The 18,188-nt window shown below is 72.0% G+C and carries 14 protein-coding genes; 2 read left to right on the forward strand and 12 right to left on the reverse strand.

Features of this window, described 5'->3' with window-relative positions:
• Positions 1-78 precede the first annotated feature (78 nt).
• The 4 genes from ABZS77_RS14060 to ABZS77_RS14075 are packed head-to-tail and all read right to left on the reverse strand — an operon-like array spanning position 79 to position 6,023.
• Positions 79-1,716: an extracellular solute-binding protein gene (locus tag ABZS77_RS14060; RefSeq protein ID WP_354822363.1), complete on the reverse strand. Its 1,638-nt coding sequence runs from the start codon at positions 1,714-1,716 to the stop codon at positions 79-81.
• Between the two features lie 41 nt (positions 1,717-1,757).
• Positions 1,758-2,666 (reverse strand): carbohydrate ABC transporter permease, encoded by a 909-nt coding sequence (locus tag ABZS77_RS14065; protein WP_354822365.1) that lies wholly within the window; start codon positions 2,664-2,666, stop codon positions 1,758-1,760.
• Positions 2,663-3,649, reverse strand: a complete 987-nt coding sequence (locus ABZS77_RS14070) for an ABC transporter permease subunit (RefSeq protein ID WP_354822367.1) — start codon at positions 3,647-3,649, stop codon at positions 2,663-2,665. The genes ABZS77_RS14065 and ABZS77_RS14070 overlap by 4 nt, the downstream gene beginning before the upstream one ends.
• 10 nt (positions 3,650-3,659) lie before the next feature.
• On the reverse strand, positions 3,660-6,023 hold the full coding sequence (locus ABZS77_RS14075) for a glycoside hydrolase family 3 N-terminal domain-containing protein (RefSeq protein ID WP_354822369.1): 2,364 nt from the start codon (positions 6,021-6,023) through the stop codon (positions 3,660-3,662).
• Positions 6,024-6,337: 314 nt separating this feature from the next.
• Here ABZS77_RS14075 and ABZS77_RS14080 point away from each other — a divergent pair, with 314 nt between their 5' ends.
• Both ABZS77_RS14080 and ABZS77_RS14085 read left to right on the forward strand, forming a co-directional pair.
• Positions 6,338-7,375, forward strand: coding sequence for a LacI family DNA-binding transcriptional regulator (locus ABZS77_RS14080; RefSeq protein WP_354822371.1), 1,038 nt, complete (start codon positions 6,338-6,340; stop codon positions 7,373-7,375).
• 13 nt (positions 7,376-7,388) lie between these two features.
• Positions 7,389-8,384 (forward strand): acetylxylan esterase, encoded by a 996-nt coding sequence (locus ABZS77_RS14085; RefSeq protein WP_354822373.1) that lies wholly within the window; start codon positions 7,389-7,391, stop codon positions 8,382-8,384.
• A 62-nt stretch (positions 8,385-8,446) separates the two neighbouring features.
• Here ABZS77_RS14085 and ABZS77_RS14090 read toward each other — a convergent pair whose 3' ends face one another.
• The 8 genes from ABZS77_RS14090 to ABZS77_RS14125 all read right to left on the reverse strand — a co-directional run bounded on the left by ABZS77_RS14090 (position 8,447) and on the right by ABZS77_RS14125 (position 17,977).
• Positions 8,447-8,911 (reverse strand): MaoC family dehydratase, encoded by a 465-nt coding sequence (locus ABZS77_RS14090; protein WP_354822375.1) that lies wholly within the window; start codon positions 8,909-8,911, stop codon positions 8,447-8,449.
• 17 nt (positions 8,912-8,928) lie between these two features.
• Positions 8,929-10,077 carry an acyl-CoA dehydrogenase family protein gene (locus tag ABZS77_RS14095; RefSeq protein ID WP_354822377.1) on the reverse strand — a complete coding sequence of 383 codons (1,149 nt, stop codon included), beginning with the start codon at positions 10,075-10,077 and terminating at the stop codon, positions 8,929-8,931.
• Between the two features lie 46 nt (positions 10,078-10,123).
• Positions 10,124-12,943 (reverse strand): AAA family ATPase, encoded by a 2,820-nt coding sequence (locus ABZS77_RS14100; protein WP_354822379.1) that lies wholly within the window; start codon positions 12,941-12,943, stop codon positions 10,124-10,126.
• Positions 12,944-13,007: 64 nt separating this feature from the next.
• Positions 13,008-13,619, reverse strand: coding sequence for a TetR/AcrR family transcriptional regulator (locus ABZS77_RS14105; RefSeq protein ID WP_354822381.1), 612 nt, complete (start codon positions 13,617-13,619; stop codon positions 13,008-13,010).
• A gap of 249 nt (positions 13,620-13,868) precedes the next feature.
• Positions 13,869-15,155, reverse strand: coding sequence for an ABC transporter substrate-binding protein (locus ABZS77_RS14110; RefSeq protein WP_354822383.1), 1,287 nt, complete (start codon positions 15,153-15,155; stop codon positions 13,869-13,871).
• An 82-nt stretch (positions 15,156-15,237) separates the two neighbouring features.
• Positions 15,238-16,350, reverse strand: a complete 1,113-nt coding sequence (locus tag ABZS77_RS14115) for a branched-chain amino acid ABC transporter permease (protein WP_354822385.1) — start codon at positions 16,348-16,350, stop codon at positions 15,238-15,240.
• Positions 16,347-17,225, reverse strand: a complete 879-nt coding sequence (locus tag ABZS77_RS14120; RefSeq protein ID WP_354822387.1) for a branched-chain amino acid ABC transporter permease — start codon at positions 17,223-17,225, stop codon at positions 16,347-16,349. Before ABZS77_RS14120 ends, ABZS77_RS14115 begins: the two co-directional genes overlap by 4 nt.
• A 29-nt stretch (positions 17,226-17,254) precedes the next feature.
• Positions 17,255-17,977, reverse strand: a complete 723-nt coding sequence (locus ABZS77_RS14125; RefSeq protein WP_354822389.1) for an ABC transporter ATP-binding protein — start codon at positions 17,975-17,977, stop codon at positions 17,255-17,257.
• Positions 17,978-18,188 lie beyond the last annotated feature (211 nt).

The following is an 18,188-nucleotide window of genomic DNA, read 5'->3' on the forward strand; positions in this document are numbered from 1 at the left end:
ACGGTGATGCGCATCGCTGTCCTCTTGGTCGTCGGGGTCCGGTCGGGCGACGGGCGACGCCCGACCGGACGCCGCCGGTCAGCCGTTGTTCTTCTGGAACCGCTCGTACGCCTTGTTGACCATGTCGATGTACTGCTCGGAGTTCTTCGCCTTCAGCTCGGCCACGTACGCGTCCCACTCGCTCAGGGGCCGCTGGCCGAGGGCGAACTTCAGCGTGTTCTGGGTGACGTAGTCCTTGAGCGGGGTCTCCCAGAGCGACACCTGTTCGCGCTCCTCGTCGCTCAACGGGGCGGGCGGGGGCACCTCCCTCGGCTTGCGGGCGTCCATCACCTTCTGGAACTCCAACTCCTCGGGTGAGAAGAACCCTCGGACCAGGTCGGGGGTGCCGCCGTAGGCGAAGACGCCGTTGTGGAACCCGAAGTCCTTCTGCAGGTGCTTGGGCGCCTTCGGGTGGAGCCCCAGGAAGTCGATGCCGGGGTCGAGCGTGCGCTTGCCTGACGCGTCCTTGGTGAAGGTGGTGCCCTCGACTCCCCAGCGGGCGAACTCCAGGCCGGCGTCGGAATACCACAACCAGTCGATGAACTGCATCATGGCCACGAAGTTCTTGCTCTCCCGGGCCTTCGTGGAGATCATGATGCCGTTCTCCAGGCGCGGGAACGGATTGATCTCACCGGCCGGGCCGATCGGCAGCGGGATCTTCGCCATCTTGGCGTTCGGCAGGGTCTTGGCCAGGTCGGGCCGGTGGTTGTTCACCAGGGTCTGCGCGTTGCCGGTGACCACGAAGGACTTGCCGTTGGCGAGCTTCTGGCGGGCCTGGTCGTCGGTCTGGGTGAAGCTCTCCGGGTCGAGCAGACCCTCGGCGACGAGCTTGTGCAGGTACGTGACCATCTGCTTGTACTGCTCGGACGCGCCGGTGTAGGTGAACTTCTTCGCCGCCGGGTCCCAGGTGGCGTGCTGGTAGTCCCAACCCGCCTGGGTGCCGTGGGCCGAGCCGAGGATGTTCAGCAGGGCGCCGGTCGGGTTGGGCTTGCTGAACAGGTCGGAGTACGGGTAGACGTTCGGGTACTTCGCCTTCATGGCCTTGAGCACGGTGTACAGGTCGTCCCAGGTCTTCGGCACCGCCAGGTTGAGCTCCTGGAGGATGTCCATCCGCATCAGCACCGTGTAGTCCTGCGTGGGCTTCTCGTGCATGCCCGGCAACAGGTAGAACTTACCGTCGGACTGCCGCAGGTTGTCGATCTCCGGCTTGAGGTTCCACTTGGCGATCTTGTCCTTGAAATTCGGCATCAGATCGATGTAGTCGCTCACCGGCAGGATCGCCCCGGAGGCCACGAACGCGTTCTCCTGCGGGTGGTACGTCTTCGGGATGATCAGCGGGGCGTCCCCGGCGCCGATCAGCAGGCTGCGCTTCTGCTCGTAGTCGCTCAACGGGACGGCGACCGGCTGGATCGTGACGTTCGTCCGCTTGGTCAGCTCGGACCAGAACAGCCAGTCCTGCTTGAGCGGGTAGAACGTGTGGTTGTTGTAGAGGGTGGAGAAGGACAGCGCCTCGGTGGCCTTGAACTGGTCGCCGACGCCGTAGGTGGCCATCGCGCCGACCTTGTTCTCCGAGAGGTCCGTCGACTCACCGGGATCCTCGGAACAGCCGGCGATGAGGGTGAGCGCGAGCAGACCCGCGGTGGCTGTCGCCACGCGACGCCACGGCTTGAAGAGCATGGCTCGTCCTTTCGGTGGTGGGGTGGAAGGTGACGCGCCGCTCAGCCCTTGACCGCCCCGAGCATCACGCCGCGGACGAAGTACCGCTGGACGAAGGGGTAGACCGCCAGGATGGGCAGGGTGGTGAGCACGACCGTCACGGCCTGGAACGTGGCCCCCGCCTGGACCTTGTCGGCGTCGGCGGCTGACGACTCGGCGCTGGTGGCGCCGACGATCAGGTTGCGGAGGTAGACGGTGACCGGAAGCAGGTCCTGCCGGTCGAAGTAGAGGAAGGCGCTGAACCAGGAGTTCCAGAAGGAGACCGCGTAGAAGAGGACCATCGTCGCGATGATCGCCTTGGACAGCGGCAGCACGATGCGCAGCAGGATCCCGTACGTGTTCAGCCCGTCGACGGCGGCGGCCTCCTCCAACTCCGTCGGCAGGCTCTCGAAGAACGCCTTCATGACCAGCAGGTTGAACACGCTTATCGCGTTGGGGATCGCCACCGCCCAGATGGTGTTCTTCATTCCCAGGCTGGTGACCAGCACGTAGTTGGGGATCAGGCCGCCGGAGAAGAACATGGTGAACAGCGCGACCCCGACGAGGAGGCCACGGCCCTTGAGCTGCGGCTTGGACAGCACGTACGCGTAGCACGTGGTCAGCACGATCGAGATGAGCGTGGCGACCACCGTGTACACCACCGTGTTGCGGTAGTTCGTCCAGAACATCGCGTCGGACATCACCAGCTTGTAGGCGGTCAGGTTGAACCCGCGCGGGACCAGGCTCACCTTCCCCGCGATGAGGTACGCCTCGTCGCTGAGCGACCGGGCCACGATGTTGAGGAACGGGAACAGCGTCACGATCACGACGCCGATCAGGACGATGGTGTTGACCACCCGGAAGATCCGGTAACCGCGGCTGTCCACCGGCCCGCGCGTCGTCGGGGCGTCCGCCTTCCGGCCGAGGATCACCACAGGCTCGTCCCCACCGTGCGACGGGAGATGAGGTTCGCCGACAGGACCAGGACCAGCCCGATCACCGCCTCGAAGAGACCGATGGCCGCCGCGTAACTGAAGTTGCTGGACTGGAAGCCCATCCGGAACAGGTAGGTGGAGACCACGTCGGCGGTCGGGTACGTCAACGGGTTGTAGAGCAGCAGGACCTTCTCGAACCCGACAGCCATGAAACTGCCGATGTTGAGGATCAGCAGCGTCACCATCGTCGGCCGGATCCCCGGCAGCGTGACGTGCCAGGTCTGCCGCAGCCGGCTGGCGCCGTCGATCCGGGCCGCCTCGTAGAGGTCCTCGTCGATCGTGGTGAGCGCGGCGAGGTAGAGGATCGTGCCCCAGCCGACGGTCTGCCAGACCTCCGACGAGACGTAGATGGTGCGGAACCACTGCGGCTGTTGCAGGAACGCCACCGGGTCTCCCCCGACCATCCGCACCAGTTGGTTGGCCGCGCCGTCGATCGAGGTCAGCTGCATGACCATCGCCGCCACGATGACGATCGACAGGAAGTGCGGCAGGTACGACACCGACTGCACGAACCGCTTGAACCGGCGGGCGCGCACCTCGTTGAGCAGCAGCGCCAGCACGATCGGCAGCGGGAAGCAGAACAGCAGCGTCAGCGCCCCGAGCACCAGCGTGTTGGTGAAGACCTCCCAGAACGTCGGGTCGGTGAGGAACATCCGGAAATAGCGCAGGCCCACCCAGTACTCACCGAAGATGCTGCCGCCGGGCTTGAAGCGCCGGAACGCGATGACGTTCCCGACCATCGGCAGGTATCGGAAGATCAGGAAGAACAGCAGCGGCAGGACGGCGAGCGAGTAGAGCTGCCAGTCCCGCCGAAGCGCCTGACGCAAGCTGCGGCGCCGCCGCGGACGCGGCGCGGGGCGGTGCGACTCCGCCGCCGCCCGGGGCGCGGCCGGTGGCGGGGGCCGTAGCGTCGATGTCATCCTCGGCCTCCTAGTCGGCCGACGGAACGGCCACGAGGGGCTCGACCCGCACCGACGTGAGCAGTTCCCGTTGGTGGCCGACCGACCGCTCGACGCCGGTCAGCCGCAGTGGCAGGGCCGCCACCGCGTCGCCGCTGGACCGGCTCAGTCGCAGTTCGACGTCACCGGGTTCGACGATGCGCCGCCCGGACAGCCCGACGAACGACGCCACGTCGGCCGGTACGTCGAACGTCACGCGCGCCGACTCGCCGGGCTCCAACGACACCCGGGTGTAGCCGACCAGCCGGACCACCGGGCGGGTGGTCTGCGCGACGGGGTCGTGCAGGTAGAGCTGCACCACCTCGACGCCGGCCCGCGCGCCGGTGTTGCCGATGGTGACCCGCACCTGTGCCGCGCCGTCGACCGGCCAGAGCGTCGGCTCGTCCCGCGACCCCACCACCGTGGCGTCGGACCAGTCGAAGGTGGTGTAGCTCAGCCCGTGTCCGAACGGGTACGCGGGCGTCGGATCGACCGAGGAGACCTCACTGCGGCGGCCGAGCGGCGGCGTCAGATAGGTGCCGGGCAGTCCGCCCGCGTCGCGGGGAACGCTGACCGGCAGGCGTCCGGACGGGTTCACCACGCCGGTGAGCACCTCGGCGAGAGCCTGCCCGCCCCGCTGGCCGAGGAAGAACGCCTGCACCACGGCGGCCGCCGCGTCGAACTCGGGACCGAGCGCGTACGGCCGCCCGGTCATCAGCACCAGGACGACGGGCGTACCGGTGGCGAGGACGGCCCGGACCAGTTCGGCCTGGACGCCCGGCAGTCGCAGGTCGGCGGCGTCGCAGCCCTCGCCGGAGGTGCCCCGGCCGAACATTCCCGCCCGGTCGCCGACGGCGAGCACGCACACGTCGGCCCCGGCGGCCGCCGTGACCGCCGCGGGGATGCCCGAGGTGTCCTCGCCGGTGACGGAGCAGCCCGGCTCGTGGGTGAGCAGTGGGACCCGCTGGGCCAGTTCGTCGCGCAGCGACGGGATGTCCAGGCCCAGCCCGTACCCGCTGTGGTGCACGCCCACGTGGTTGGGGAAGGAGTAGCAGCCGAGCAGGGCCATCGGGTCGTCGGCGACCGGGCCCACCAGGGCGACCCGCCGGCCGGAGGGCAGCGGCAGCACGCCGGTGTTCCGCAGCAGGACGACGGATTCGCGGGCCAGGCGTACGGCGACGTCCTGGCTGGTCTCGTCGTCGAGGCGCAGGTTCGCGGCGTCGTCGGGCAGTTCCCGCCAGTCCGCGTCGAGCAGGCCGACCTCGATCTTCTGGGTGAGCACCCGGCGTAACGCGCGGTCGATCAGCGCCTCGTCGACCTCCCCTCGTCGGACCGCCTCCACCAGCGGGGGGCCGAAGGCGTCCACGGTGGGCAGTTCGACGTCGATTCCGGCGCGCAGGGCGAGCCGCGCGGCGTCGGTGGCGTCCGCGGCCACGCCGTGCAGGGTCTGTAGGAAGCGCACGGCGAAGTAGTCCGCGACCACGGTGCCGGTGAAGCCCCACTCGTCGCGCAGCAGCCCGGTCAGCAGGTCCTGGTCGGCGGCGGCGGGCAGGCCGTCGATCTCGGCGTAGGAGTTCATCACCGAGCGGGCGCCACCGAGCCGCAGGGCCATCTCGAACGGCGGCAGGATGACGTCGGCCAGCTCGCGGGGGCCCATCGACACCGGTGCGAGGTTGCGCCCGCCCCGGGAGGCGGAGTAGCCGGCGAAGTGTTTCAGGGTGGCCACGACACCGGCCCGTTCCAGACCCCGCACGTACGCCGCCCCGGTCGTTCCGACCAGGTAGGGGTCCTCGCCGATGGTCTCCTCGGTGCGGCCCCAGCGGTAGTCCCGGGTCACGTCGAGGACGGGCGCGAGCCCCTGGTGTACGCCGGCAGCGCGCATGGACCCTCCGATCCGACCGGCCATCTCCTCGACCAGTTCGGGGTCGAAGGCGGCGCCCCAGCCCAGCGGGGTGGGGTAGACGGTGGCCCGCCAGGCCGCGAAGCCGGTGAGGCATTCCTCGTGCACCTGCGCCGGGATCCCGAACCGGCTGGCGGCCACGATCTGTGCCTGGGACGCGGCCAGGGACCGGGCGCCGAGCACCGGGTCGACCGGAGCGGTGCCGAACGGGCGGGTGAGTTGACCCAGCCCGTACCGGATGATCTCGGCCCATGGCGGCGTACCGTCGATCATGTCGGACTGGTGCGGGGCGACGCCCTCGCCGGACGCCTCGGCACCGACCCAGACCCCGACCAGCTGGGCGATCTTCTCCTGCGGCGACATCAGCGACACGAGCGCCTCGACCCGCTCGGTGACCGGCAGGTGCGGATCGCGCCACGGCGCGACGTCGCTGTCCACGGGCGAGTGACTTCTCATGCCGAGACCCCTTAGCTCCGGCCACTTCCGCGCCCTGGTGGGCCAGCTTCGCGGCGGACGTTTCACGATCCGAAATTTTCCGGAAACCTGCGTAACCTTTTCGGCAACCTAAGTGCCTCGCGGGGGCATGTCAAGAGGTTCATCGATGCCTCGGAGGGCCGTTTACTGCCCTCTGTCGGGCGGCGGCTCACGCTCTGTTGCGCGAGGGCAACGTCGAGGACGACCACCGGGCGGAGTGACGGGCGCATCGGCTGGCACGAATGGCTGCTCATGTTAGGGTCGTCCGAAACTTTCGGATGCTGTTGAGGGCTGCGATGACAGAGCACCGCCCGCTCGACCCACCCGCCTCCACCACCATCGCGACCATCGCCAACGACGTCGGTGTGTCGGTCGCGACGGTCTCCAAGGTCCTCAACGGCCGGGGCGACGTGGCTCCCGGCACCAGGGCGCGGGTCGAGGAGAGCCTGGACCGCCACCGGTACCAGCGTCGCCACCGGCGGTCCACGTCCGGCGCGGGGCGCGTGGATCTCGTGTTCCACGAGTTCGACACCGGCTGGGCGATGGAGATCCTGCGTGGCGTCGAGGCGGTGACCAGCGCCGCCGGTCTCGGCCTGTCCGTCGCCCAACTCGACGGCGCGCACCGCCCCCCGCCACGCTGGCTGGACGCGTTGCTCGCCGACCGTCCACTGGGGGTGGTGTTCGTGCTCTCCCACCTGGCCGAGGTCCAGCAGCAGCACCTGCGACGCCACGGCATCCCGTTCGTCGTCGTCGACACCGACAGCGCGACCTCGGCGTCGGTGCCCACCGTGGGGTCCAACAACTGGAACGGCGGTCTGCTCGCCGCCCGGCACCTGCTGGACCTGGGACACCGGCGGATCGCCATCATCTCCGGGCCGCCCGACGTGCTCTGCAGCCGCGCCCGCGCGGCCGGCTTCCAGTCCGCGCACGAGGAGGCCGGGGTGCCCCTCGACCGCGAGCTGACCCGTTTCGGCAGCTTCTCGGCGGGCGCCGGGCACAACCACGGACTGCAACTCCTGCGTCTCGCGGACCGGCCCACGGCCATCTTCGCCGGCTCGGACATCCAGGCGATGGGCGTGCTCCGGGCCGCGCGGCAGTGCGGCCTGCGCGTGCCCGAGGACCTGTCGGTGATCGGGTACGACAACCTGCCGGTCTCGGCGTGGACCGACCCGCCGCTGACCACCATCAACCAGCCACTGCGCGACATGGCCGGTATCGCCACCCAGATGCTGCTCGAACTGGCCCGTGGCCACGAGCCGGCGACCAGCCGGATCGACCTGGTGACCGAGTTGGTCGTCCGGGAGAGCACCGCGCCCCCCGCCCAGCCGCACTGACCTGTGAGGACCCGTGCCGCATCCACCCCCGCACCTCGCCGACCTGGAGCGATACTCGCCCATGATCGTCGAGCCCGACGACTTCGAACAGTTCTGGAGCGACACCCTCGCCGAGGCGACGACCCGACCGGTGCTCGTCGACGTCCGCCCGGAGCCCACCGACCTGCCGCTGCTGGACTGCTGGAACGTCACGTTCGCGGGTTTCGGCGGCGACCCGGTCCGCGCCTGGTACACACGTGCGGCGGGGGCGCGAGGTCCACTGCCCGCCGTGGTGGAGTACGCCGGGTACGGCCGTGGCCGTGGACTACCGCACGAGCGGCTCACCTGGCCGGTGGCCGGGTACGCGCACCTGCTGATGGACAACCGGGGCCAGGCGGGGCAGTACGGCGCCGGCGACACCCCCGACCCGCACGGCGCTCCCGGCGGCCCGTGGCCTGCCACCTGGGGAATCCTCGATCCGCGTGACTACCACTACCGCCGGCTGATCACCGACGCGGTCCGGGCGGTCGAGGCGGTCCGCGCCCTGCCGGGGGTCGACGCGGGCCGGGTCGCCGTGGTCGGCAACAGTCAGGGCGGCGGACTCGCGCTTGCCGTGTCCGGCCTGGTGGACGACCTCGCGGCGGTGCTGTCCACCGCCCCGTTCCTCTGCGACATGCGACGGGCCGTCCAGCTCAGCGACGTCCCGCCGTACGGCGAGATCGCCCACTACCTGGCCGTGCACCGGGAGGCCGAGGAGGCGGTGTGGCGGACGCTGTCCTACATGGACGCGGTAAGCCTCGCGCGTCGTGCCACGGCGCCGGCGCACTTCGGGATCGGGCTGCGCGACACCGTCTGCCCGCCGAGGACCGGCTTCGCCGCCTACAACCAGTACGGCGCCGCATCCGGCCGACCGGTCCCGCCGGAGCGGGAGATGCACGTCTACCCGTTCAACGGCCACGAGGGTGGCGAGGCAGTCCACGTCCGTCGTCAGCTGCGCTGGCTCGGCGCGCGGCTCCGTCCGACGGACTGAGCGAGCGCCACCCCACCCCGGGCGCGGGCGAAGCGGCGGCGACGGATCCGCCGCCGCCGCTTTCAGGCCGCCGTACCCCGGTAGAGCCGGCTCACCGTCTCGGCGACGCAGACGGGCTTGCCACCGCTGTCGCTCTCCACGGTGACCGTCGCGAGCAGCTGCATCCCGCCGCTCACCGGGGACACCTCGGTGAAGGTGACGGTGGCCCGGACGGCGGTGCCGACGCGGACCGGGGCGGGAAAACGCACCCGGTTCAGGCCGTAGTTGACCCCCATCGCCACCCCCTCGACCCGGTAGAGCCCTCCGGCCAGCACCGGCAGCATCGACAGGGTGAGGTAGCCGTGCGCGATCGTCCCGCCGAACGGTCCCGCCGCCGCCCGGACCGGGTCCAGGTGGATCCACTGGTGGTCGTCCGTGGCGTCGGCGAAGAGGTCGACGCGGCTCTGCTCGATCCGCTGCCAGGGACCCGGGCCGAGGGTCTCGCCGACCGCCGCGGCCAGCTCGTCGAGGGAGGTGAAGACTCGCATGCCGAAACTCCGTCGAGCTAGAAGGCGTTGACGCCGGTGAGCGCGCGTCCGATGAGGAGGTGCTGGATCTGACTGGTGCCCTCGTAGAGGGTCGCGACCCGGGCGTCGCGCAGGTACTTGCCGACCGGGTACTCGTCGATGTAGCCGTACCCCCCGAAGACCTGGACCGCGTTGTTGGCCGCGCGGACGGCGGCCTCGCTGGCGAAGAGCTTGGCCATCGACGCCTCGGTGGCGAACGGTTGGTCACGGTCGATCAGGTCGGCGACCTGCCACACCAGCAGGCGGGCGGCCGCGGTGTCCACCGCGATGGCGGAGAGCATCTGCTGCACGAGCTGGTGACCGGCGATCGGCTTGCCGAACTGGGTCCGCTGCCCGGCGTACCTGACGGAGGCGTCCAGGCAGCCCTGGGCGATGCCGACGCAGCCGGCGGCGACCGACATCCGGCCCTTGGCCAGGGTGGCCAGTGCCAGGCGGAACCCCGCGCCCTCCGCGCCGAGGCGCGCCGTGTCGGGCACGCGCACCTCGTCGAAGCGCAGCTCGCCGGTGGCCTGCCCGCGCAGGCCGAGCTTGCCGTGGATCTCCCGGCGGGTCAGGCCCGCGCTGTCGGTGGGCACCAGGAAGGCGGTGATGCCCCGGTGCCCGGGGCCGCCGCTGCGGGCGAAGACGAGCGCCACGTCGGCCGTGGTGCCGTTGGTGATGAACGTCTTGGTGCCGGTGAGCAGCCAGTCGTCGCCGTCGCGGACCGCGCGGGTCCGCAGCGCGGCGGCGTCCGAGCCGCTGTCCGGCTCGGTCAACGCGAAGCAGCCGAGCGCGGTGCCGGCGCAGAGCCGGGGCAACCACTCGGCGCGCTGGTCGGCGGAGCCGTGGGCGGCGATCGACTTGGCGACGAGGCCGAGCGAGACCGAGACGATCCCGCGTACGGCCGAGTCGCCGCGCCCGAGTTCCTCCAGGACGAGGCAGTACGCGAGGTGGTCGCCGCCGGAGCCGCCGTCGGCCTCGGCGATGGTCAGGCCCAGGAAGCCCAGGTCGCCGAGCATGCCCACGACGGCGGGGTCGACCGACTCGCGCCGGTCCCAGGCGGCCGCGTGCGGCACCAGCTCGCGGTCGACGAACTCGGCGGCGAGTTGCCGGACCGCCACCTGGTCGGTGGAGAGGGCGAGGTCCATGGCCCATAAACTAGCGGTGATAGTTTACGGCGTCCAGAGCGGACGCTCAGCGTTCCGAGGCGAGCCCCGAACCGGGCGCGGCCACGAACGCGCGCGCCAACTCGGTACGGGAGCGGATGCCGAGCCGGTGGAACACGTTGCGCAGGTGGTGGTCGATCGTGCGGGTGGACAGGAACATCCGGGCGGCGATCTCGCGGTTGGTGGCGCCCTCGGCGACGAGCTGGGCGATCCGCAGTTGCTGGCCGGTGAGCAGCCGCGCCGCCGGCAGGGCCGGCGATCCGACCGACTCCCCCGACGCGCGCAGCTCGGTCGTGGCCTGCTCGGCCCAGCACCCCACCCCGAGCAGGGTGAACGTTTCGCGGGCACGGTGCAGGTGCCCTCGGGCGTCGCGGGGCCGTCGGCTGCGGCGCAGCTCCCGGCCGAAGAGCAGCTCGGTCCGCGCCCGTTCGAACGCGCCGGCCTCCGTCGGGTGCAGTCGCAGGGCGGTCCGGAACTCCCGGTCGGCCTCGGCGCTGCCCCGGGGTGCGAGCAATGCGTGGCACCTGGCGGACAGCGCCCGACGCAGCGGACTCGCGGTGCTGCTGGCCCAGCGGTCGAACACGGCGAGAGCGGCAGTCGCCGCCGGACGGTGGGCCAGGTGGGCGGCGGCCTCGACGAGGTACGGGGTGGCCATCACCTGCACCATGACCTGCCCCCGCCCGGTGCCCAGCCGCGCCAACGACGCCAGGCGGGTCGCCGCCTCGTCGTGCCGGCCGTCGACCAGGTCGAGGACGGCGAGCGCCCACCCCGCGAGCGCGTGCGGACGACTGCCCGGCGGCGGCGCCTCACCGATCTCCCTGATCCACCGCAGGCTGGTGTCCCGGTCGGCGCGGACGGCGGCCAGGACGGCGAGCATGCCCAGGTGCACGTTCGCGCAGTTGGTCTGACCGGTGGCGCGGGCCACCCGCAGTCCCTCGCGGGAGGTCTCCGCCGCCGTCTCGTGCCGTCCCAGCCAGTATTCGGCGACCGCCCGCAGCTCCAGGGCCCGGGGCAGCATGGACAGCTCGCCCCGGTCCCGGGCCAGGGTGACGGCGCGTTCGGCGAGCCGGTGCGCGGCACCGTCGACGGCGACCACCAGACCGGCGGCCGCCGCGCACGCGAGCGCGGTGGGGGTCGACGCCGGGCCGGTCAACCGGCCGCCCAGCACGACCGCCCGACGCAGCGTCGGGCCGGCCCGCTCGTGATCGCCGCGCAGCGTCGCCGCCACCCCGGCGGCCAGACAGCTCATCAACTCCAGCTCCGGCGGGTCGTTCGGGCGCCGCAACGCCGCCGCCCGGTGCCCGACCTCCGCGTACCGGTACTGGTCTCCGGTGAAGCAGACGGCCTCGCCGGCGCGGACGAGCCCGGTCAACGCCTGGGCCCGGTCGGCGTCGGCGACCGTGTCGGCCGCCGCGAGCAGGGTGGCCGACGCGTCGGCGGCCGGGTCGCAGCGCAGCTCCAGCTCACCGCGCAGCAGGTCGACGCGGCCGTCGACGCTCCCGGCGGGGGCGGCACGGAGGCGGTCGAGCAGCAGTCGAGCCTGACCGGGCTGACCGGCGTCCCAGGCGTAGCGGGCGGCGGCCAGCAGGCGGTCAGCCGCCTGACCCCGGTCGACACTGAGCGCGGCGGCCTGGCACAACGCGGCGGAGGCGGTGGACCAGTCGCGCTCGCCGTCCGCCGCGGCCAGCTCCAGCTCGGCGGCGAGGGCGGGGTCGGCACCCTCGGCCGCGGCGGCGAGGTGCATCGCCCGGCGGAGGCGCTGCCCGCGCGGGTCGAGCGCGTCGGCGAGCAGCCGGTGCGCCGCCCGGCGTTCCGCGAGCGGCGCGGTGGCCGCGACCATCGCGCGGGCCAACGGTTGGTGGAACGTGACACCGCCGGGCTCGACACGGACCAGGCCGGCGGCCTCCGCCGGAGCGAGCGCCTCGGCGGCTGCCCGTGTCGCGGTGCCCTGTCCGCTCCCCTCGTCCAGCGCGGCGAGCAGCAGCAGCCGGCGGGTGGACGGCGGGAGTCGGTCCAGCCGGGCCCGGTAGGCGAGGCCCAGCGCGCCGTCCGTCGGTGGCGCGGTGGGCAGCGGCTCCTCGCCACGCCACTGCCCCGGGGTGAGCGCGTCGGCGAGATCGCCGAGGGCCTGCGGGTTGCCGCCGCCGACCGCGCCGAGCGCGGCGACGACCGTCGGGGCGGGCCGCTCCGGCAGCCGGTCGGCGCCGACGGCATCGCCCTGCCGCAGGCTCCTCAGCCGGAGCCGGTCGGTCAGGACGGCGACGCTCTCCCGTTCGGTCAACGGCCGGAGCCGGTGCGCGGCGATCCCGTCGATCGTGGTGGTGACGTCGGCGGTGAACAGGACGACGACCGGCAGCCGGCGCAGTCGCCGGGCGACGAACGCCAGCACCCGCCCGGTCTGCGGGTCGCCCAGGTCGACGTCGTCCATGGTGACCAGCAGCGGACGGTCCCGGGCGGCGGCGGCGAGCAACCCGAGCACGCCCATCGACAGCGCGAGCTGGCGGGCGTCGGGGCAGTCCTCCCCGCCCAACGCCCGCCGCACCAGGTGCCGTTGCTCCCGGGGCAGGACGGCCGTCCGGTCGAGCAACGGATCGAGCAGGCGTTGCAGCCCGGCGTACGGCAGGGCGGCCTCCTCGGCGAGCCCGGCGCCGGCGAGCACGGTGGTGGTGCGACCCTCGACGTGCCGGTGGGCGTGACCGACCAGGGCGGTGCGGCCCGACCCGGGCTCACCGTGCACCAGCAGGGAACCGCCGCCGTCGGTGATGCCGTCGAGCAGGCCCTGGACGGCCCGGCACTCGTCGTCCCGGCCACGCAGCACGGTTAATTGCACTCTTGATGCAGTAACCATGCGTTCCAGTGTCACCCATCGGTAACCGGATGGAAAGAGGGCGCGATGGCCGGACCGGCCGGGATCAGTCGGCCGCCACCTCGGCCAGCAGCGCGCCCACGGTACGGGCCATCACCGCGCGGGCCGCGTCCACGCCCAACCCGAGACCGTCGCGCAGCATCGACCAGGCGGACCACATGCTGGCCGCCACGAGCGCGTTGAGCAACTGGTCCCGACCTCGCCCGGCCCGCGCCAACTCGGCGGCGAAGAGGTGCTCGACCTCCTGGCGGACCCGGTCGACGTGCTTGAGGCGGTTGCGGTGCAACTGCTCCGAGACCGGCTCGCGCATCTGCGCGGCCCGCGCCGACGGCGCGATGAGCTGGAGCAGCCGGGCCCGCTGCCGGCAGTACGCGTCGACCCGCTTGGCCAGCGGCAACCCGGGCGAGATCGGCCGGTAGGCGGAGTCCTGCTGGCGCAGCACCTCGGCGCCGCTCGCCTCGAACAGGGTCTCCATGTCCTTGAAGTTGGTCCAGAGCGTCCGCAGCGAGATGCCGGCCCGTTCGGCGATGCGCTCCCCGGTCGGGCGCAGGTCGCCCTCGGAGATGAGCGCGAGGTGCGCCTCGACGATGGCCGCGCGGGTGCGCTCGGCCCGGGCGGTCCGCCCGTCGACCCGGCCGGCCGCCTCGACCGTCTCCATCCGCCTTCGCCCCCTCACCGCCACGGCGTCCCCCGACGCACCGCCGAGTCTAGCCCCGCGATGATCAGCCGGTGGCGGCCGGTGACGGTGGCGGGCGAACGTGAATTTGCAGTCATGGTGCGGATAGTAGGAGGGCTGATCTGTCTCGGTCAACGCCCTCGCGCCGCTTCGCGCCGGGACGCGCGCAGCCGGACGACCGGGTGTGGTCACGAGCGGCCACACCCGGTCGACGGCCGGCGGTCCGGGTGGTCAGGAGACGGTCGGCACCCCGTTCGCGGGCGGGGCGGCGGGCGGCGCGGTGTACTCGTTGACCGGGCCGTCCGCCTCGTCGGTCTCGTACGCCGGCCCGAAGTAGCTCTGCACTCCCCCGCTCACCCGGCTCAACCGTTGGCCGCCGTAGCCGGAGTGGTCGGTCGCGGAGAAGCGCAGCGGCACCAGACCCGGGCCCTGGAAGCCGCCCTTCTGCACCGCCTGGAGCACCTTCTCCCGGGTCAGGTCCTTGCCGGCGGCGAGCAGCGTCTGCACGAACAGGTAGCCGACCGACATCCCGTAGACGGTGTTGCCGTCGAACGGGGCGTCCCCGTTGTGCTCCTTGTTGACCTTCATGAAGAGCTGGATCCACGGGTTCGCGGTGTCGTTCTGCATCGGCAGGTAGTTGGTGCCGACCAGACCCTCCAGCAGCGGAGCCGCGGCGCCGAGCTGCTTGGCCAGGGTCGGGTGGTCGGCGCCCACGTTGGAGACCAGCCACTGCGGCTTGAAGCCCAGCCGCGCGGCGGTGCCGATGGAGAGCGCGGTGAAGCCCGGCACGGTGGCGAGGACCACGACCTGACAACCGGCCGCCTTGAACGCGCCGATCTGCGGGGCCACGTTGGTGTTGCTGGTGACGTACGTCTGCTTGACCGCCACCGCACCGGCACCGAGGACCTTCTCCACGCCGACCAGGCTGTCCCGGCCGAAGTCGTCGTCCTGGCCGAGGAAGCAGACCTTCTGCCCGGCCAGGTTCGCCTTGGCGTAGTTCGCCAGGATCTTGCCCTCCACCGTGTAGTCCGGGTTGAACCCGAACGTGCCCGGATACTTGTCCGGTTGGTCCCAGCTGCGGCTGCCGGAGGCGACGAACAGGTCGGGCACCCGGTTGCTCTTGAGGAAGTCGAGCACTCCGGTGTGCGTCGGCGTGCCGAGGCCGTTGAGGACGGCGAAGACCTTGTCCTGAAGGACGAGCTGGCGGACCACCTGCTGGGTGTTCGCCGGGTTGTAACCGTCGTCCATGATCTTGTAGGTGATCTTGCGGCCGTGCACGCCGCCGGCCGCGTTGACGTAGTCGAAGTACGCCTTCGTCGCCGGAGCGATCTTCGAGTATCCGGCCGAGGCCGGCCCGGTCAGCGGCATGTGGGTGCCGACGACGATCTCGGTGTCGGTGACGCCCGGCACCGCCGCCCCTCCGGGGCCGGAACCGTCGTCACCGCTGCAACCGGCGGCGGCGATGAGCAGGGCGATGGTGCTGGCGATCGCGAGACCGCGTTGTGCCGTGCGGTGCATGAGGAACACCGACCTTTCTCGGTCCGGTTCTGTCGGGAACGGTGTGGTGGTGGGGCCCGGCCGAGGCCGGGCCGGAGACAGCTCAGGAACGCCGGGCCGGCCAGCGGGCCAGCAATGCCCGGCCCAGACGAGACAGCAGACCCTGCACACCGCCGGGGGCGGCGATCATGACGACGATCAGGGTGAGTCCGAAGATCGCCAGCGGGAGGTTGCCCTCCAGCCGTTGGGCCACCGCGGGCGAGAGCGTGAGCAGCTCCGTCGCGGAGTGGGTGAGATCGGGCAGGGCCACGAGGAGCACGGCCCCCCACAGCGCGCCGGTCAGCCGACCGAGACCACCGATCACGACGGCCATCAGCAGGAACAGCGACAGCGTCAACGAGAACGCGCCCGGTGAGACGCTCTGCGCGAGCACCGCCAGCAGCGCACCGCCGAGACCGGCCGTGGCGGCGCTGACCACGAACGCGAGGACCTGGGTACGGGCCACGTGGATGCCGGCGAGACGTGCGGCCACCTCGTCGTCACGCACCGCCCGGAAGGTACGCCCGTACCGGCTGCGGATCAGGTTCGCCAGCAGCAGCAACGCGAGCAGGGTGGCCGCGCCGGTGAGCCAGAGCTGCCACCGCTCGTACGGGAAGTACGGGCCGAGCGCCAACGGCGGCGGCTCCACCGGCACCGACAGCCCCTGCTCGCCGTTGAAGACACCGTCGAAGGTGACGGCCAGCGCCGGCACGACGACGGCCACGGCGAGGGTGACCCCGGCCAGGTAGGGACCCCGCAGCCGGGCCGCGGCCACGCCGACCACCGCGCCGACCGCGACCGTGGCGACGATCGCCGCGCCGAGCGAGAGCGGCAGCAGCCAGCCGCCGGTCATCCCCCGGTCGGCGAACGCGTTCTGGCACAGAGCGACGGTGTACGCCCCGACGGCCATCAACGCCCCGTGCCCGAGCGAGAGCTGACCGTTGAGCCCGGTGAGGACGGTCAGGCCGGCGGTCGCGCAGAGGTAGGCGGCCACCGTCGCGAGCTGGAAGTTGCGGAACGGCTCGACGGAGTAGCTGACCGCCACCAGCAGCGCCCCGACGGCGAGCACGACGGCGAGGTGGCGCAGCAGCGTGGAGCCACGGCGGCGCTCGGCCGGCCGGTCACCCGGCTCGGCCGGGCGGTGCTTCGGGGGCAGCACCGCCCCGGTGGCGCTCACACCCGCCTCGCCGCGACCGGGGCGAACAACCCACCCGGCCGGACCAGCAGCACCGCCAGCAGCAGGACCAGCACCGCCAGGGGCGTGAGGTCACTGCCGGCGTAACCACTGACGTAGGAGAGCAGCAGACCCACCACCAGACCGCCGACCACCGCCCCGGGTGGACTGTCCAGCCCACCGACCACCGCCGCCGTGAACGCCGACACGAAGACCAGGTCCATCGCGTGGGGATGCAGCCCCAACTCGGTCGGGATGACGAGCATGGCGGCCAGTGCCCCCACCCCGGACGCCAGCGCCCAACCGAGCGTCAACATCCCACCCACGTTGACACCGAGCAGACGGGAGACCTCGGGCGCGAAGGCCGCCGCGCGCATCCGCAGACCCACGGGGGTACGGGCGAACATCCAGGCCAGCCCACTGACCACCACCCCGATCGTGGCGAAGACGAACAGGTCGTACGGCGACAGCACCGCGACGCCGCCCACCTGCAGGGCCGAGCGGGAGAACGGTGTCTCGGCGGGGCGGAACTCGTTGCCGTACACCATGCCCAGCACTGCCTGGATCAGCAGCACCAGCCCGAGCGCGACGATCACCGGGTTGAGCGGTGACGCGTGGTCGACGTGCCGCATCACGACGCGGTCCACCACCGCGCCCAGCACCAGGCCGGCGACGATCGCCACCCCGAAGCCCAGCCAGTACCAGCCGGTCGCGGCGGACACCGAGTAGGCGACGTACGCGGCGGCGACGGCCATCGCCCCCTGGGCGAAGTTGACGACCCGCGCCGCCCGCCAGATGAGCACCAGGGCCAGCGCGAACGCGGCGTACACCGCGCCCCGGGACAGGCCGTCGACGGTGAGGAAGACGAAGCGGTCCAACAGTCCTCCTTCCGGGGACAAGGTGGTGGTCAGAAACCGAGGTACGCGTGGCGCAGGTCGACGTCGTCGCGCAACCTGGCCGCCGGGGCGGCGACGACGACCTGACCGAGGGACATCACGACGCCCTGGTCGGCGACGGCGAGCGCGCTGCGCACGTTCTGCTCGACCAGGAGCACGGTCAGGCCGGTCCGGTCGCGCAACTGGCGCAGCAGGGCCATCGTCCGGGCGACCACCCGGGGCGCCAGGCCGAGCGACGGCTCGTCGAGCAGCAGCAGTCGGGGCCGACCGACCAGGGCCCGACCCAGCGCGAGCATCTGCCGTTCACCACCGGACAGCTGGTGCCCGAGATGTCGGCGGCGGCGCGCCAGCGGCTCGAACAACTCGTAGACCTCGTCGAGGGCACGGCCCGCGTCGGCCCGGTCACGCCGCCACAGCCCGCCGAGGCGCAGGTTCTCGTCGACGGTCAGCTCGCTGATCACGCCCCGCCCCTCCGGCACGTGCGCCATGCCACGCCGGACGAGCTGCTCCACCGGCGTACCCCGCAGGTCCTCACCGGCCAGGACGACCTGGCCGGCGGTCGGGCGGATCATGCCGGAGAGCGCGCGCAGCAGGGTGGTCTTGCCGGCGCCGTTCGCGCCGACGACGGCGGCGATCGTGCCCGCCGCGACGGTGAGGTCGACGGCCCGCAGCACCGGCGCGGCTCCGTAGCCCGCCACCAGCCCACGCACCACGAGCAGATCCGGCGCGCTCACGGCATCCCCCTCCGCCCGCGACTGCGGGGCTCGCAAACCCGGCTCACTCCTCGCGCTCACCCAGGCACCTTTCGTTCGCGACTGCGGGGCTCGCAAACCCGGCTCACTCCTCGCACTCACCCAGGCACCTTTCGTTCGCGACTGCGGGGCTCGCAAACCCGGCTCACTCCTCGCACTCACCCAGGCACCTTTCGTTCGCGACTGCGGGGCT

The sequence above is a fragment of the Micromonospora sp. NPDC005298 genome (assembly GCF_040607375.1).
GTDB lineage: Bacteria > Actinomycetota > Actinomycetes > Mycobacteriales > Micromonosporaceae > Micromonospora.

What these genes read in the sequence shown, in the direction of transcription:
- ABZS77_RS14105 (WP_354822381.1), bottom strand. Translation starts at nt 13,619, where the DNA reads ATGGAGACGGTCGAGGCGGCCGGCCGGGTCGACGGGCGGACCGCCCGG.
- ABZS77_RS14080 (WP_354822371.1), top strand. Translation starts at nt 6,338, where the DNA reads ATGACAGAGCACCGCCCGCTCGACCCACCCGCCTCCACCACCATCGCG.
- ABZS77_RS14060 (WP_354822363.1), bottom strand. Translation starts at nt 1,716, where the DNA reads ATGCTCTTCAAGCCGTGGCGTCGCGTGGCGACAGCCACCGCGGGTCTG.
- ABZS77_RS14070 (WP_354822367.1), bottom strand. Translation starts at nt 3,649, where the DNA reads ATGACATCGACGCTACGGCCCCCGCCACCGGCCGCGCCCCGGGCGGCG.
- ABZS77_RS14110 (WP_354822383.1), bottom strand. Translation starts at nt 15,155, where the DNA reads ATGCACCGCACGGCACAACGCGGTCTCGCGATCGCCAGCACCATCGCC.
- ABZS77_RS14075 (WP_354822369.1), bottom strand. Translation starts at nt 6,023, where the DNA reads ATGAGAAGTCACTCGCCCGTGGACAGCGACGTCGCGCCGTGGCGCGAT.
- ABZS77_RS14100 (WP_354822379.1), bottom strand. Translation starts at nt 12,943, where the DNA reads ATGGTTACTGCATCAAGAGTGCAATTAACCGTGCTGCGTGGCCGGGAC.
- ABZS77_RS14095 (WP_354822377.1), bottom strand. Translation starts at nt 10,077, where the DNA reads ATGGACCTCGCCCTCTCCACCGACCAGGTGGCGGTCCGGCAACTCGCC.
- ABZS77_RS14090 (WP_354822375.1), bottom strand. Translation starts at nt 8,911, where the DNA reads ATGCGAGTCTTCACCTCCCTCGACGAGCTGGCCGCGGCGGTCGGCGAG.